Below are 16,691 nucleotides of genomic sequence, written 5' to 3'. Positions count from 1 at the left end.
CCGGACCATGGGCAACCTGTGGGGGAACGTTCAACAAAAAACATAAACCATACCAATAACATGATTGATCCTACCGCAATGACCTCCCTGGCCGAACTGTCCGGCAACGTGGGCTTCGGCCTCGTCACCATCGGCGCCGGCCTCGGCATCGGCCTCATCGGCGCGAAAGCCGCGGAAGCCACCGGGCGCAACCCGGGAGCCTCCTCCCCCATCATGGTGATTGCCATTACGCTGGCCGCCCTGATTGAAGGCGTGGCCCTCATCTCCATCTTTGTGAAATAACCCGGAGGCCCCGTTCCCGGAGGGAGCTTCTTCCGCTCCGGGGCGGCGCAGCCGTTCCTGCCGGTCCGGAAAACTTCCGGCATGTTTCAACCCGTTCATTTTATGCTGAATCTCATAGCCGACCAGTCCTGGAATCCCTTTGCGCCCTTCGGGGTGACAAGCTGGGAACCCTTTGTTGCCAACCTGATCGCCTTCATCCTGATGGTGGTGATCCTGCGCTACCTGGCGTTCAAGCCCATCCAGAACGTTCTGGAAAAAAGGCGCCAGCGCATTGAGGAGGGAGAGGAAATGCGTGAGGAAAGCGAGCGCCAGCTGGCTTCCGTGAAGGAACAGACGCATGAAATGCTGGTGGAAGCGGGCGAAAAGGGACAGGAAAAGATAGACGCCGCCAAGGCCGCCGCCTCCCGCCTGCTGGAGGAACAGGAAACCGTGGCCTCCCAAAAGGCGGAGGAAATAGTCAGAAAGGCCCGGCAGCTTGCGGAACTGGAACAGCAGAAGGAACGCGAAGCGCTGAAAGAACAATTCGGCCAGCTGGTGGCCCTGGCTGCCGCCCAGGTCACCGGAAAAATGCTGACGGAAGAAGACCAGCGGAGAATCAACCGGGAAGCGATCGACAGCCTGGATTCCTGATACGCTTTATGAAGATCGGAAAGGACACGCTCAATGCCGCCCGCAGGCTGTTCCGGCTCTGCATGGACGGGAATACCGTGGCGGAGGACCGCGTGCGCCTGATCGCCCGGAAAATTGCGGAACGCAAACCCCGTAACTATGTCGCTCTGCTGACGGCCTTTTCCCGCATGGTGGAATACACCGTGAAAAGCCGTACGGCCACCATTCAAAGCGCCGTACCGCTGACAGAGGAGGAACGCTCCCAAATTCAAGCCAAGCTGACGGCCAAATATGGCGACGGCCTCTACTACCACTGGGAGGTGGCGCCGGACCTGCTGGGGGGCATCCGCATCCAGGTGGGGGACGACGTGAAAGACGGTTCCGTACGCTCCAGAATTGACCGTCTGGCCGAGATGGCCCGCAATCTTTCCAATTAACCAACGAAACTTTTTTCCATGAGCAACATACTTCAAGAACTCGAAGCAGAAATTAAAAAAGCCACGGCTTCCGTCAGCCAGGAAAACGTGGGCGTTATTCGTTCCGTGGGGGACGGCGTCGCCAAAATCGAAGGGCTGAGCGGCGTGATGCTCAATGAAATGATTGAGTTCCCCGGGGGCGTGATGGGGCCTGGCGATGAACCTGGAAGAACATGAGGTGGGCGCCGTGATTCTGGGGGATGATTCCAATTTGAAGGAAGGGGACTTGGTCAAATGCTCCGGACGCCTTCTTTCCGTGCCCGTGGGGCGGTCCCTGCTGGGCCGCGTGGTGAACACGCTGGGAGAGCCGATTGACGGCAAGGGGCCGATTGAGGCGGAAGCGTATTATCCTGTGGAAAAAATCGCCTCCGGCATTATCTCCCGCCAGTCCGTCACTGTTCCCGTGCAGACGGGCATTCTGCCCATTGACGCCATGATTCCCATCGGCCGCGGCCAGCGCGAGCTTATCATTGGGGACCGCGCCACCGGGAAAACCGCCATTGCCATGGATACCATGATCGCCCAGGCGGACCAGAACCGCCTGGCGGAGGAAGGCAAGCTGCCGGACCACCAGCCCCTTTACAACATCTACGTGGCTATCGGCCAGAAGCGCGCCAACATCAGCCGCCTCGTGGCAAAGCTGGAAGAAACGGGCGCCATGAAATACTCCATCGTGGTGGCGGCCTCCGCCTCCGACCCTGCCGCCATGCTGTACCTGGCCCCGTATGCCGGCTGCGCGATGGGCGAATACTTCATGGACAAGGGGGAGGACGCCCTCATCGTCTACGACGACCTCTCCAAGCATGCCGTGGCCTACCGCCAGATTTCCCTGATTCTGCGCCGCCCCTCCGGTCGCGAGGCGTATCCGGGGGACGTATTCTACCTGCACAGCCGCCTGCTGGAACGCGCCGCGCGCATCAACAAGGAACACGGCGGCGGTTCCCTGACGGCCCTCCCCATCATTGAAACGCAGGCCGGGGACGTTTCCGCCTACATCCCCACAAACGTCATTTCCATCACGGACGGCCAGATATTCCTGGAAACGGACCTGTTCTACCAGGGGGTGCGCCCCGCCATTAACGTGGGCATTTCCGTCTCCCGCGTGGGTTCCTCCGCCCAGACGAAAATCATCAAAAAGCTGGCCGGCTCCATCAAGCTGGACCTGGCCCAATTCACGGAATTGCAGGCCTTCGCCCAATTCGGGTCCGACCTGGACCCCAGCACGAAGGCCAAGCTGGCCCGCGGCCAGCGCATCGTGGAACTCTTCAAGCAGAACCAGTATGAACCCAAATCCCTGGGGCTAGAGGCCGCGGACCTGTACGCCATGCAGAAGGGGTACTTTGACGATGTTCCGGTGGACAGGATCAAGGAATGCCAGAACGCGTGGGAAGCCACCATGAAGGACCAGCATCCGGACCTGTTGGAAAGCATCCTGAGGGAAAAGGATCTGACGCCGGAAATAGACGCGGGGCTTAAAGCCGCCATTGAATCCTTCAAGCTCAGTTGGAACTAACGATTACGGGAGCACTGAAACATGGGCAACCTGAGAGACATCAGACGCCGGATCAAATCCGTCAAAAACACGTCCCAGATCACCAGGGCGATGCAGATGGTGGCCTCCGCCAAGATGCGCCGCGCCCAGGACCAGGCCGTGAAGGGGCGCCCCTATATCCGCGCCCTGGCGGAAGTGCTCTACCATCTCCAGGATGAAATAGACACCAGCAACAGCCCCCTGATGCAGACCCACGGCGGCGCGGACCTGGTGCTGCTGGTGAACACGGACCGCGGCCTCTGCGGCGGCCTGAATGCCAACCTCATCAAAATGACCCGGGAGCACGCTCCGGAAAACGCCCACTACATCACCATCGGCCGCAAGCTGAACGCCGCGCTGGCCAAATGGAATGAACGGCTGGAAGCCACCTGGAGCCTGACGGACCCGCTCTCCCTGCTGGAACTGAAGCCGGTGTTCGACTTCATTGTGCAGAAATTCAAGGCGGAGGAATACGGGCGCGTCTTCGTAGCCTTCTCCGGCTTTGTGAACACAATGGTCCAGAAGCCTATCTTCCGCCAGCTTCTCCCCATTGAACCGGAACCGTTGATGAAGATGGCGAAGGCCGGGGGCGCAGCCCTGGACGGAGAAGACGCCCATAAGCAATTCCTGCTGGAACCGAGCCCCGCCGCCCTGCTGGATACCATCCTGCCCCTTTACGTCTTCCATGGGCTGGTCCAGATCGTGCTGGAAGCCCGTGCATCCGAGCACTCCGCCCGCATGGTCGCCATGAAGGGGGCCACGGAAAACGCCAAAAACATCATCGACGGCCTTACCCTGGATTACAACAAGGCGCGCCAGACGCAAATCACCAATGAACTGCTGGAAATCACCACGGCCATGCGCGCCATGGAATAACGTGGACTCCGCTTCTTTTACCCCTTTTTCAAACAAAACCCTCATCCCTTCCATTTCAACACCAAGTTTTTCTCATGATGAATAACACAGGCACTCTCGTTCAGATCATCGGCGCCGTGGTCGATGCGGATTTCTCCCAGGCTGAAACGCTTCCCGCCCTGCTCAATGCCCTGGAAGTGGACTATGAAGTCGACGGAAAGCGCAAGACCCTGGTGCTGGAAGTCCAGCAGCACATCGGCGACGGCTGGGTGCGCGCCGTGGCCATGAGTTCCACGGACGGCCTGCGCCGCGGCATGCGCGTGCGCGATACGGGGCACCCCATTGAGGTACCGGTGGGGCAGTGCGTTCTTGGCCGCATCTTCAATGTGCTGGGTGAAGCCGTGGACGAACGCGGCGCGCTCTCCTGCTCCGGCATGAAAAGCATTCACCGCAGCGCTCCGCCGCTGGACGAGCAATCCACCAGCACGGAAGTGCTGGAAACGGGCATCAAAGTAATCGACCTCATCTGCCCTTTCTTGAAAGGCGGCAAAATCGGCGCCTTCGGCGGCGCGGGGGTGGGCAAGACCGTGCTCATCATGGAACTCATCAACAACATTGCCAAGGCGCGCAGCGGCCTCTCCGTCTTTGCGGGGGTGGGGGAACGCACCCGTGAAGGGAACGACTTGTACAATGAAATGATAGAATCCGGCGTGATTAATCTGGAAAAGCCGGAGGAATCCAAGGTGGCCCTGGTATACGGACAGATGAACGAGCCTCCCGGCGCCCGTCTGCGCGTGGCCCTGTCCGCCCTGACGATGGCGGAATACTTCCGCGACGAGGAGCACAAGGACGTACTTCTCTTCATTGACAACATTTTCCGTTTCTCCCAGGCGGGGTCGGAAGTGTCCGCCCTGCTGGGCCGCACGCCGTCCGCCGTGGGCTACCAGCCAAACCTGGCGGAGGAAATGGCGGACCTTCAGGAACGCATCACCTCCACCAAGCACGGTTCCATCACCTCCATGCAGGCCGTGTACGTTCCTGCGGACGACCTGACGGACCCGGCTCCGGCCACCACCTTCGCCCACCTGGATTCCACGGTGGTGCTGGAACGCTCTTTGGCGGCCCAGGGGCTCTTCCCTGCGGTAGAGCCGCTGTCCTCCACCTCCAAGGCCCTGGCTCCGGAAATCGTGGGGAACGAGCATTACGAAGTGGCGCGCGGCGTGCAGATGGTACTGCAGCGCTACAAGGACCTTCAGGACATGATTGCCATTCTGGGCATGGACGAGCTTTCGGAAGAAGACAAGCTCATCGTGAGCCGCGCCCGCAAAATCCAGCGCTTCCTGACCCAGCCGTTCCACGTGGCGGAAGTCTTCTCCAGCATTCCCGGCGCTTACGTGCCCGTCTCGGAAACCGTCCGCGGCTTCAAGGAAATCCTGGAAGGCAAGCTGGACATGGTTCCGGAAGACGCCTTCTTCATGCGCGGCGGCATAGATGATGTCCTCAAGGAAGCCAAATAACCCTTTTCCCGCCGTTCCAAACCATGAGCATGGAGTTCAAAGTCATTACCCCGGATGAAGTGGCGGTTGCCGCCACCGTGGAATACGTTTACCTGCCCGGCAGTCTCGGGGAGATGGGCGTGCTGGAACATCATACGGCCCTGATTACCTCCCTGGAACCGGGGGAACTCCGCTACAAGCCCATGGACGGCCCTGAGGAAAGCATGGTGGTGGGCACCGGCTTTGTGCAGGTTAATGACGACCACGTCCTGATGGTGACCGACCTCGCGCTCAACTCCTCCCAGATTGACGAAGGCAGCGTGGAACGGGCCATTCAGGAAGCGCAGGAAGTGTTGAAGGCCCGCTCGGAAATGTCCCGCGAGGAACAGGCCCGGTTTGAGGCGAACCTGACCAAGCAGATCATGATGCTCAACTTCAAGCGCAAACACAAATCCCCGGGCAGATGATGGCGGAAGACTGGAACGACACGTTTTACGACCTTTTCCGCGAGGCGGTGGGGCGTTACCATGAAGGCCACAGGAATGTGGACGGCTTCTTTACGGACCAGGAAATCATCTTCCTGTCCTCCATCGGCTGCCGCACGCGGGAACTGTTTGACTTTGTGGAACTCTATGCCCGCACGGGAGAACCTTCCCCCACCACGGTACTATTGATGGCCGCGGCGCGCAGGGACTTCTTCCTGACCATCCAGCACGGGCAGTTTTACCAGGGCAAGCCCGTCATCGGGTATGACCTGCCGGGCTTCGGGGATGAACTCAGCGGCCTTCCCTACCTTCCGCGCCTGATTGCCAAGGCGCGGGCCAAGCTGGCCGGCTCCATGGGGGATGACATCATCTACTGCTGTGAGAACGACCGCCGCTTCTTCCGGGAACACGGCAACATCCATCCCGCTGACTTCCTGCGAGTGGTCTGGGCCGCGGGAGACAGTGACCCCAAGGTGTACGACTACGTGCGCCAGTGCACGCTGAGTTCCACGGCCAAACCGGTCGATGGTGAATGATGTTTCTGCATCGTGACGGTGGGAGGAGGCTTGGTGAAGCAGAGCGTCTGTAGAACTGACGTTCGGTTAGACGGTGCTTCCAGGGAAATCTTATAGGAGGAAAGAAAGTTCGCTGACCGGCGGTATCTAGCGTCCTGGATATGGATGATCAGATGTCTTGTGCTTGATTGGGACTTTAAAGCTGGTCGCTGGAAAAATCTGTATTGTCGCCTTGATTAATCAAGAGAATCAGAAGAAGTATTATGTATTTTACGAAATACCTATGTTGATAATATTATCGTGTATTTGAATACCATAACGTTCGCGGCGTGTTTACACTGGTAATTCTTGTTCTCATGGTAGTTGCAACCATTGAACCAACATCATTTCATTGCCATGAACAACACTTTCAACATCGGCGCCATGGACACCGTCTACCCCTTCATTCCCATGTACCCCAACGGGCAGCCCCAGGGCAACTTCCTGGTCAACGGTCTCACCGCTCCCGTCCTTATCCCCAAACGAACTGCTTCCTCCCCCACCCGGCACGAATGGTTCGGATACCTCAAGGTCATGGCTCCCGCCACCTGTTTTCTCCACCTTCACGCCCTCTCCTCCATTTCCCTTTCCATTCCCGCCAAGGATCTGGAACTCTCCACGGAGGCCGGATCTTCCGCTCCTCTCTGTCGCCAGATCCAGTTCGAACAGGGATACTACTGGTGCCATATCGTCCACCAACACCAGCCTGCCGCGGAGGACCAACAGGAGTTCTGCATTGCCTTAATGTGCGACAAGGAAGGAGAGCCCGACCTGGATTATTACCTGCTGGCGGAAAACACTCCCGCCGGCAAGGAGGGAGAAACCGTCCTGACTCTGGTCAACCTGTACCAGGAGATGGAAGAAGGAGATTCGTCGAGCAGTTCGGCAGGGGGAGGAGATTCGTTTGAGTTTGACCCCAAGTCAAGCAGCAGCTCCAGTTCCTCTTCCAGCAGTTCCAGCTCTTCCTCCTCCAACAGCTCGTCTTCCAGCTCCCAGCAGAGTTCTTGGGCACCCGAGCTTCCGGATTCTTCTTCCAGTTCGTCTCTATCCAGCAGCTCCAGTTCTTCCTCATCTTCTTCCAGCAGCTGGTCGTCTTCCAGTTTCCACAGCAGTTCCTTGGTGCCCGAGACTCCAACTTCCTCCAGCAGCGCTCCGTCTTCCAGCTCTTCCTCGAGCAGTTCCAGCAGTTCTTCTTCCAGTTCGTCGTCCTCCAGCAGTTCCAGTTCTTCGTCCTCAAGTTCCTTGAGTAGCTCCAGCTCTTCCTCGTCAAGCAGTTCTTCCTGGTCCTCGTCAAGTTCATCGAGTTCTTCCAGCTCCAGTTCTTCTTCCAGTTCGTCGTCCTCCAGCAGTTCCAGTTCTTCGTCCTCAAGTTCCTTGAGTAGCTCCAGCTCTTCCTCGTCAAGCAGTTCTTCCTGGTCCTCGTCAAGTTCATCGAGTTCTTCCAGCTCCAGTTCTTCTTCCAGCAGCAGTTCCAGTTCACTCTCTTCTTCCTCCAGCGAGCCGGAGGAAGGAGGTTGCCCATGTCCCTGTTCCTGTGATTGCGACGAAGACATCGAACAGTCCGATTGCAGCAAGAACACCTCCCATTTCTTCGGCGGCAACCCGGATGGAGCCGACGACTGCGAAGGACTGCTTGAAGTGGGCGAGGGCGATTCCGGAGGCGGAAGTGAAGGAGGTAATCCCACGCTTTCCCGCACCCTTGCCGAACCTTCCGCCCCCTCTTCCATCACCCTGCGCTACAAGCATCCCCTCGAATGGACCGCCTCCTGCAATCCCGAAACCGGACAGATCTCCGTCAAACGACCCACGGGCAGTTCCATCTCCTTCCAGAGTTCTGACGGCCATGCCGAAGCCTCCGTCTCCGGAAGTTCGCGCAAGTTGAACTACAAGGTTCAGAAGCTGAATGCCGACAAGTCTCCCTGCACCAGCGGCTCTCCCGCCTATCTGGACATGGTCCAGAGCAATGGGCGCACCCTGCGCTTCTCGGCAGCCACCGGAAAGGTCGTCTCCATGGTCTCCGCCTCCGGCGTGGAAACCACGGCGGAAGATTATTCCCGTCAGATGAAGGTGAACCGCCATCCTTCCACGGGAGCCATTCAAAGCATCTGGTCCAAGTCCCAGGGACTGCTCCAGGCGGTTGGGGAAGGCAACAGGCTCACCCTGGAATGGTACGATCCCGGCCAGGTGAGCAAGAATGCGCGCGGCTTTGCCGGCACCGGAACTCCCTACAAGACGGTCAGCTATGAATTGAGCTCCGACCAGGGCGTGCAGGTGATGGATATCGCCGAACAGAGGGAAGGGATGCCTGTCTTCCGAACGCAGCGAAGGACGGAGGGCAACAAGGTGACGACCATCCAGGGAGAGGGGGATGAGCGCACCGTGCGAACGGTGGAGAAAAACGTGCTGCCCGGAGGCAAATGGGAAATGATTGAGAGCTTGCGCGGCATCGACGATGAAACGCCTTCTTCCTGCACGCGTACAGTCAAGAAGTACACCGAGGGAGGCTGGTTGACCATCAGCAGCACCCAGGGCTACAACACACCTTTGGCTCAGACTACGCTTTACACCTACAACGACCAGTTCCGGGTGTCCCTGGAGATCAAGCCCGATGGAGGGTACACGCGCTACGAGTACGACGAGCAGGGACGGGTCATCTTGCAAGCCACTCCCTGGGCCGGTGGCGGTGAAAAGGGGACACGCACGACTTACGCCGACTTGCGCTTTAACGACTTCAGGCCAGCCACGGAAACCGAGGTGGTTATTGCCGAGGATGGAGAAGAAACCCAACTTCTCAAGCGCACCTACACGTATGAAGACAGCCCGCAGGCCACCCGGACCACGGTGACGGAAACCGCCCTGGGTTCCGACCAGGTCCATGCGAGCATTTCGGAAACCTATGGTGAAGGAGCCGAATACCCCTACGCCCGGGGGCGCCAGAAGATGATCCAGGGCATCGACGGTGTCCAGACGGTCTACACCTATGAAGCCGCTACCGAATACGGAGCGCTCCACAAGGTAACGGCAACCGTACAGGCCCATGGAACTATTGTTCCCGCGCAAAGCACCAGGAGTGTACACTACCTTGCTGAAAACGGCACCACCACTAGGAAAGAACAATACGTTCACACCGGGAAAGACTGGTCTTTGGTCTCATCGGAGGACTACGAATACGATGCCGAGCGGAAGTTGATCAAAACGACGAGGGGCAACGGCCGCTTCAGCACGACTGAGTGGATGTGCTGTGGGCCGTTGAGGGAAACCGATGAAGACGGCATCACCACCAGCTATGGGTACAACTCGGCCAAGCAGCTGGTGGAAACTATTCGTGCGGCGACGGAACCCACGCCTGAAATGATTACCTCCTACAGCTATGATGCGGCGGGAAGAACCATAGCCACACGACGGGATGTAGGGCCCATGACCACGGTGGAAAGGACGGAGTATGACAATTTGGGAAGAACGATTGCCACGACGGATGTTCTTGGTCGCGTGACTCGGACTGAATACAGCGAAGACGGACTTACCACCACGGTTACCACTCCGGCAGGGGCCACTCTGGTTACCAAAACCTATTACGACGGCACTGTCATTCTGGAGGGAGGAACCGGCCAGCGAGAGATGGAGACCCGGCTGGAGCTGACAGAAGAAGGCATCCTGACCATGACCTTGTCAAAGGGGGTGGTACTATCCCGGACTTTAGAAAACGGCTTTGGACAGACCATCAGGCAGGAACATCCCAATACTCTAGGAGATTTTATCGTCACTCGAAACTTCTACAATGCCAAGGGGCAACCGGTTCGTTCCCATATGGAAGACATGGCCTCTACAGTCACCGTCTACAATGAACTGGGACACGCCGTGAGGCGGACCGTCCAGCTGGACGACCTCCATCCGGATGATCCCTCTAGAAACAGAGTCTCGGAAAACTCCTCCTGTTACCGGCTCCGGGAAGACGGCGTCTACCAGGTGCAGACTTCTACCACCTATAATGCCGACGGACTTCCCCTCACTCAGATCACGGAAAACATGGTTTCACAGCTCAATCCGCTGTTGGAAAACAAATCCATTACCCAGGATATTTACGGACATCAACATGTACAGTGGAGCGAATACACCGACCCGGTCACGCGTACGCAGTTCAGCCGGATTCCGACTTCGGAGATCACGGCGGAATCCCTGGTCATTGATGGTTTTACAGTGAGCCAGACGAACCATGCGGGCATTCATTCCTCGCAGGAACGCTCCTATACCTCTACAGGCATGATTCTGCATCAGACGGATGCCCGGGGCAACGTCACAACGATTGAAACTGACTTAGACGGACGACCAGTCAAAACCACGGATGCAGCCGGCAACGTAACCACCACCAGCTACCTTCCCTGCTGCGATGCTGTGGCTTCCATCACCGATTCCATGGGAGGTACTACTTGCTATTCCTACGACATCCAGGGAAGAAAGATAGCCGAATACGGCACGTCCATCCAGCCGGCCTGTTTCGCCTACGATGAAGCCGATCGTATGGTCTCACTGACCACTTTCAGGGTGGACGAAGGGGACATCACCACTGATCCTTCCGGCTGCGCCGACGGGGACACTACCACCTGGCTCTACGACGAGGCCACGGGAATGGAACTGAAGAAAACCTATGCCGACGGCTCCTGCGTTCTCAGAACCTACGACCAGTTCAACCGTCCGGAAACCGTCACCAAGGCCAGAGGCATTGTCACGACGTACGCCTATGCTCCATTGACAGGAGAACTTGTCTCCGTCTCCCACAGCGACGATACTCCGGGATGGGAGTTCTCCTGCAACCATCTCGGGCAGATGACTTTTATTCGGGACGCCTCCGGCCTCCGGGAACTTTCCCATGACAGTTACGGCAGAATGGTTCGGGACACTTCCTTTGGAACGGTAGAAAGCAGCCTTCAGGAAGAATTCGACACGTTCGGACGTTCCGCTGGCTACCGCCTCATGACCGGAACCCGCACGGTGCAGCACTCCCATCTTGACTACGATCGGAAAGGTGGCATGATTGGGATGAATCTGGATGGTTTGGCCTCTTCCTTCACTTGGGAATACGATGAAACCAGCGGCTTCCTCAATCGGCTCACCTACCCCAACGGCATGGTTCGCAGAAACATCTACCATCCCAAGCTCAACCTCGTGGCTTCCATTGGCTATGAGAAACAGGGAAATGGAGGCATGGCCGCCGGTCATGAATACCAGTATGATGCCCTGACGCGTCCAGTTCAACGCCGGGACTCCTGGGATGCCGCCCTTCCTGCCACAGTAAGAGATTTTACTTACAACAGCCGCAGTGAATTGACTGGAGATCAACTCAGGGAGAGAGGCAGCTACAGCTACCGGTACGACAACATCGGCAACCGCAAGACTGCACGGGAACTGGAGGAAGAAGTATCCTACAATGCCGACTGTCTTAACCAGTACACGGACATTACCAGAAATACAGAACCATTCATTCCCACTTACGATGCAGACGGCAATCAGACCAGAATCAAGACTTCTACCGGCATTTGGAAAGTGAGCTATGATGCCAATGACCGCCCTGTAATTTTTACCAGCAAAGACGGACGGACTGTCCTTACCTGCGGCTACGACTACCAGGGAAGACGCTTCAGCAAGAAGATCACCGTCAACGGCTTAACAGCCAGCCATTGCTGGTTCCTCTACCGCGGCTATTTGCAGGTGGCCCAACTGGATTTGATGCGCCCTTCTTACAGACTTGTGAAAACCTATCTGTGGGATCCGACGGAACCGATGGCCTCGCGTATCTTGATGATGACCAACTGGAAGGATAATGGTACGGGAATAAAGGAACATTTTTGCTTCATGCACGATGCTCTGAAGAACGTCACTTCCATCTTCGACTGTAAGCAGACGCGAAGGGCGCGCTATGAATATGCCCCCCTTGGAGCCCTAATCACGGCGCAGGGCGACAGGGCTCAGGAAAACAAGTTCAGGTTTTCCTGCGAGTTCATGGACGACGAGCTTGGCCTGATCTACTACAATTACCGCTACCTGAATCCTACAGACGGCAGGTGGATTAACAGGGATCCTATTGATGAACAGGGGGGAGCAAATTTATATGCATTTTCAAGAAATGCTGTGATAAATAAATTAGACTTATTAGGATTAAAGCCTGCTTTGATGGATGATTATGATAATGCAACAAAATTCTTGAAAAAAGAAGTATCTAAGCATATTTTAGCTGCACTAAGTAAAATTATTAAAAAAGCAAATTTTAAGATGTTAAGTGGCAGGCAAACTGTCGAGCATGGAGGAGCTTTATTTAGAAAAAAAACAGCTAATTCCTATTCATATAAAGTAAGTAATCACGAAGCAGAGAGTAAAACATATCACCGCCAACCAGAAGTAGCTCCAAAAAATTATTGTGAAGTAGCAATTTGGCATTCTCACAATATCGTATTCAAACACGATGGTATAAATGAAAAAACAGGATTCGTTCTAGGCGGAAGGTTGGAAGGCGTATTTGGACCTGGTTCCCTTTCTCCAGAAGATGAACGTACTGGATATGGATTTGTATGGGCTAATGGACATAGAGTTCCTAAAATGGACAATCCTGAAAGTGTCCCTGCATATGTTATTCAAAGTACTCCGAAACCAGCTCGCAAAACTCTCAGACTAAAAACGTTGGATCAAGATATAAAAACACAATTCTCAGAAGAAGATTTCACAGCTATCTTGGTAGCGCGACAGATCGATGACCCTCAATCAAATAAAGAAGCAAATATTGTTATTTTAGATGAACACGGAAAACCTTTACTACCGAAGCCACGTCCTCCGAAACCTGGGAAGACTAGGTACTAATATCTTAATAATATATTTATGTTTAGGTTCTTTTTCGTGGGGGGATGATCACCTGCGAGAGTCTTCTGTAAACTTAGATGATATATTTGTATCTTCTACAGATTCCAGCAGCAAGAGACTTAACGATAGTGATATACAGATTTTTTACTTGGTGAGTGATCCATGTTGGGGAAATTTGGAAAAAGATAAGAACAACTTGTTGGAATCAGAATTGCGGAAAATCTATCCTGAATCAGGCTCTCTCTCATGGCTGGAATTTCCCATATCACCGGATTTGCCCAGTAACCCATATGGCATTAAGACATGGAGGATATGTCGCCAGCAACTCCTGTATCGGCATTATTACCCGTTCACGCATTTCTGGTATGAATACCTAAGTTTAATGCCCTGCTGGATGTACAGTTTGACTGATTATATCAATGCTCCTGAACTGCAAGCCATACAACTATTGCCATGTCTTTTGAAACAGCTTTCAGATACCATGAGTCTATTTCAACATTCACCGAGAAGACTTGGAATGGAGTGGGTAGATATAGGTTCCTTGAATATGCAGGAATACGGAGGAACCCTTTCCATGATCCAATACCAAAATATGCCATGGGTTGCCTTATGTTCATATTTCACCGGCAGAACTGATTTGAAAGACAAATCATGGCTTGTGTGGTGCAGCGAGTATATTAGTCGCGTAGTCAGAAAATATCAGTATTTATATAGACTGATTTATAATACGTCTGAGTTTGCTCATCTTGGGGTATATGAGCAATTATGGATTGCCCATCAATTCAAAGCAAATAATGAATTAAAAAATAAAGATAATAATAATTATTTGGCTGATCAGTTTGATTCGAAGCGGTTATGGAATATATTATTCCCGAAAGATTATCCCGACAGCATCCGGATTTTATTTTTGGATTTCCAATATACAGCTGGGTTGTCAATTCGCGGGAAGTATATTTATTACGCCATGATCAAAAATGATAAAATGCACTTGTTCAATGATTTATTTTTTCACAAGACATTGCCGATTCCAGCAGGTTACGAGCAACTGGAACATCAATATGGGTTGCGTAAATTATCTCAACAAGAGTATTGGGAAATGGCTCTTAGTTTGGATGGTGTCACAAGAGGTCTTATCATTTCAAATGATCTGTTTTCAAAAATGAAAACCTTGTTTTCCCAATTACGTTTTCAACGGAAAAAAGAAATATCGGATTCCGAACTATTTTATATCCGAATGCCCAATGATCTGGAATGGAAAAAAAGTTCATCCATTGTGAATGATGAAAATTTAACCAAATTCCAGGATATGATCATGGATATTGCTCTTATTCTGCATTCGGAGTTTTTACATCAATTTGTGTATCCAGTTATATCGGATGAAAAGCCTGAAGTACAATAGATACTTTAAAGTAAAAGTAATGAAGAAATAATGTCTGTGGATAGAGGCGGTAAACCGCATGTGACAAGATCGGCGTTTTCTTTTACCGGCTCTCCTATCCCAACGCCATGCTTCGCAGTAATATCTACCATTCCAACTCAATCTTGTGACCGCCATCGGCAACGGTCAGGATGGAATGGTCAAACAATGGCCACATACGAATGCCGGTACAACTCCCTGATGACCCGCTGGAAGAATGCAGAAGGTGAGCTTTTATGATAATGACGTATTCTGTTTTTCGCTGGGAATCAATTCCAGTTGGCCCAGGGTGTCGGGGCGACCTTTCAAGGCCATGCGCTTGAGGTGCTTGGCGAAGGCGGGGCGGCGGTGGTATTTGCCGACGACTTCGCCCGTTGTTTTCAGGCGCAGGAGGTACTTGTACGTGGTGACGCGGATGGCGTCCGGTTTGGCGGCGGCGCAGGGGACGGCCCCTATTTCCCGGCAGATTTGTTTCCACCGCGCGCCGTGGGTGCGTTCTCCGTGGCGTGTCCAGGCCAGGGCGTGGGCTATCTCATGCAGAATGGTGTCACGGATTTCATGGGGGGCTTCCAGATTGGCGCGGACAAAGTGGACGGAGAGGGAGATGCTTTTTTCCAGCAGGCGGCATACGCCCAGCCTCCTGCGGGCGCGGTCCCAGCCGAATTTCCAGTCCGGGAGGCCCAGTTCATCCATTTTCAGCCGGGCATAAATTTCAATGTCCCGGAAGCTGTCGCGGTTGCCGGATTGGAGGTTCCCGATGGTCATGCTGCGGAGGAAGCATAGCACGGAACGCGGGGAAGGAAATACGGAGAAGGTCATCATGACGGAGTTGCCGCGGAGGGGTTGGCTTTTTTACGGAACGGCCGTTTTTCTTTGCAGGAACGCGGAAAAAGAAAGCATGCGGAAAGGTTGAAGGGAGGGGCTCCGTAATAGGGAATATCACTATGAGTTCAGCTTCCGGTACCAAGCCGCAGAGGATTGCGGCCATTGACGCCTTGCGAGGGTTTGACATGTTTTTTCTGACCGGAGGCTTGGCGCTGGTCGTGGCCGGCATCAATCTTTTTTATGACCAGAGCCCCGCATGGCTGGTGAAGCACAGCGCGCACGTGAACTGGGAGGGGTTTGCGGCCTGGGACCTGGTGATGCCCCTTTTTCTGTTCATTGTGGGGACAGCCATGCCGTTTTCCTTTTCCAGGCGCATCGGCACGGTACCCATGTGGAAGATTTACCTGAAGGTGGCCAAGCGGGTGGTGGTGCTTTTTTTGCTGGGGATGGTGGTGCAGGGGAACCTGCTAAGTTTTGAACCGTCCAAGATGTCCCTGTACTGCAATACGCTCCAGGCCATCGCCTCCGGCTACTTGATTGCGGCTATTTGCCTTCTTCATCTGTCCATCCGGTGGCAGGTAGTGGTAACAGGGTTGTTGCTGGTTGTGTACTGGCTGGTCATGAAGTTCGTTCCTTTTTCCGACCCCGTAGTGGGTTCCTGCACGGCAGGGATGCTGGAACCGGGACGGAACCTGGCACTGCTGCTGGACAAGTACCTGATGGGGGATTGGCAGGATAAGACGAATTACGCGTGGATTCTGGCCCAGTTCGGCTTTGGGGCCATGACCATGCTCGGGCTGCTGGGCGGCCAGATTCTGAAAGGGGTGCAGGGGCACGGGAAGAAGCTGGCGTGGCTGCTTGGCGCAGGTGCGGGCTGCCTGATTCTGGGATATGTCTGGAGCCTGGATTTTCCTATCATCAAGCATTTGTTCACCAGCTCCATGGTATTGTGGGCGGCGGGATGGTGCTATTTCCTGCTGGCCCTGTTCTACCTGCTGACGGATGTGCTGAAACTGAACTGGCTGACGTTCTTTTTTTCCGTGATCGGGAGCAATGCCATTTTCGTGTACATGTGGGCGGAGCTGTGCCCCCCCACGCGCAATTTCTCCCGGGTGCTGTTCACCGGGTTCAGCGAGTGTTTCGGGGATGCGGACCGGTTTGTCTTTTATTTGTGCAATTACGCCCTGATTTGGGGCGTGCTGTATTACATGTACAAAAACCGGACCTTCATCAAGGTCTAGGCTTGTTTTCAGCCCTCCGTTCATAGTAGGGTCTTCCGCGTGCGGGCTGCGCTGCCGCGTGGAGCGTTTTC

13 protein-coding genes and 1 pseudogene are annotated in these 16,691 nt (G+C 54.6%); 11 read left to right on the top strand and 3 right to left on the bottom strand.

The window, feature by feature from the left end:
- Positions 1 to 60: 60 nt before the first annotated feature.
- The 8 genes and pseudogenes from J5W70_RS02790 to J5W70_RS02755 all read left to right on the top strand — a co-directional run bounded on the left by J5W70_RS02790 (position 61) and on the right by J5W70_RS02755 (position 6,270).
- A complete protein-coding gene (locus tag J5W70_RS02790; RefSeq protein WP_022397545.1) occupies positions 61 to 282 on the top strand; it encodes a h+transporting two-sector ATPase C subunit in 222 nt (73 codons plus the stop codon).
- Positions 283 to 384: 102 nt separating this feature from the next.
- The gene (locus J5W70_RS02785; protein WP_022397544.1) at positions 385 to 912 is read left to right on the top strand and encodes a F0F1 ATP synthase subunit B; all 528 of its coding nucleotides are present in this window, start codon (positions 385 to 387) and stop codon (positions 910 to 912) included.
- A gap of 8 nt (positions 913 to 920) precedes the next feature.
- Entirely contained in the window at positions 921 to 1,328 is a 408-nt protein-coding gene (locus J5W70_RS02780) for a F0F1 ATP synthase subunit delta (protein ID WP_022397543.1), read from the top strand.
- Positions 1,329 to 1,346: 18 nt separating this feature from the next.
- Positions 1,347 to 2,880, top strand: a pseudogene (gene atpA / locus J5W70_RS02775) (F0F1 ATP synthase subunit alpha).
- A 21-nt stretch (positions 2,881 to 2,901) separates the two neighbouring features.
- Positions 2,902 to 3,774 (top strand): ATP synthase F1 subunit gamma, encoded by an 873-nt coding sequence (atpG, locus tag J5W70_RS02770; RefSeq protein WP_022397541.1) that lies wholly within the window; start codon positions 2,902 to 2,904, stop codon positions 3,772 to 3,774.
- Between the two features lie 77 nt (positions 3,775 to 3,851).
- On the top strand, positions 3,852 to 5,270 hold the full coding sequence (gene atpD, locus J5W70_RS02765; RefSeq protein ID WP_102722715.1) for a F0F1 ATP synthase subunit beta: 1,419 nt from the start codon (positions 3,852 to 3,854) through the stop codon (positions 5,268 to 5,270).
- Positions 5,271 to 5,293: 23 nt separating this feature from the next.
- Positions 5,294 to 5,716, top strand: a complete 423-nt coding sequence (gene atpC / locus J5W70_RS02760; protein ID WP_022397539.1) for an ATP synthase F1 subunit epsilon — start codon at positions 5,294 to 5,296, stop codon at positions 5,714 to 5,716.
- The gene (locus tag J5W70_RS02755) at positions 5,713 to 6,270 is read left to right on the top strand and encodes a DUF5069 domain-containing protein (RefSeq protein WP_102722701.1); all 558 of its coding nucleotides are present in this window, start codon (positions 5,713 to 5,715) and stop codon (positions 6,268 to 6,270) included. The genes atpC and J5W70_RS02755 overlap by 4 nt, the downstream gene beginning before the upstream one ends.
- Positions 6,271 to 6,603: 333 nt before the next feature.
- Here J5W70_RS02755 and J5W70_RS02750 read toward each other — a convergent pair whose 3' ends face one another.
- Together J5W70_RS02750 and J5W70_RS02745 are read right to left on the bottom strand one after the other, a co-directional pair.
- Entirely contained in the window at positions 6,604 to 6,975 is a 372-nt protein-coding gene (locus J5W70_RS02750) for a hypothetical protein (RefSeq protein ID WP_180973666.1), read from the bottom strand.
- Positions 6,976 to 7,067: 92 nt separating this feature from the next.
- Positions 7,068 to 7,841 (bottom strand): hypothetical protein, encoded by a 774-nt coding sequence (locus tag J5W70_RS02745; protein ID WP_215841935.1) that lies wholly within the window; start codon positions 7,839 to 7,841, stop codon positions 7,068 to 7,070.
- A gap of 85 nt (positions 7,842 to 7,926) precedes the next feature.
- Between J5W70_RS02745 and J5W70_RS02740 the strand changes: the two genes are divergently transcribed.
- Positions 7,927 to 13,137, top strand: coding sequence for an RHS repeat domain-containing protein (locus J5W70_RS02740; RefSeq protein WP_215832909.1), 5,211 nt, complete (start codon positions 7,927 to 7,929; stop codon positions 13,135 to 13,137).
- 151 nt (positions 13,138 to 13,288) lie between these two features.
- The gene (locus tag J5W70_RS02735) at positions 13,289 to 14,536 is read left to right on the top strand and encodes a hypothetical protein (RefSeq protein WP_146020099.1); all 1,248 of its coding nucleotides are present in this window, start codon (positions 13,289 to 13,291) and stop codon (positions 14,534 to 14,536) included.
- Positions 14,537 to 14,788: 252 nt separating this feature from the next.
- Here J5W70_RS02735 and J5W70_RS02730 read toward each other — a convergent pair whose 3' ends face one another.
- Complete coding sequence (locus tag J5W70_RS02730; RefSeq protein WP_022396442.1) at positions 14,789 to 15,376, bottom strand: SprT-like domain-containing protein; 588 nt, start codon at positions 15,374 to 15,376, stop codon at positions 14,789 to 14,791.
- A gap of 122 nt (positions 15,377 to 15,498) precedes the next feature.
- Here J5W70_RS02730 and J5W70_RS02725 point away from each other — a divergent pair, with 122 nt between their 5' ends.
- Positions 15,499 to 16,620 carry an acyltransferase family protein gene (locus J5W70_RS02725; protein ID WP_022396443.1) on the top strand — a complete coding sequence of 374 codons (1,122 nt, stop codon included), beginning with the start codon at positions 15,499 to 15,501 and terminating at the stop codon, positions 16,618 to 16,620.
- Positions 16,621 to 16,691: the final 71 nt, after the last annotated feature.

This window comes from Akkermansia massiliensis (genome assembly GCF_018847375.1).
GTDB lineage: Bacteria > Verrucomicrobiota > Verrucomicrobiia > Verrucomicrobiales > Akkermansiaceae > Akkermansia > Akkermansia massiliensis.
Note: the sequence above shows the minus strand (reverse complement) of the source record. Positions and strands in the feature narration are given on the sequence as shown.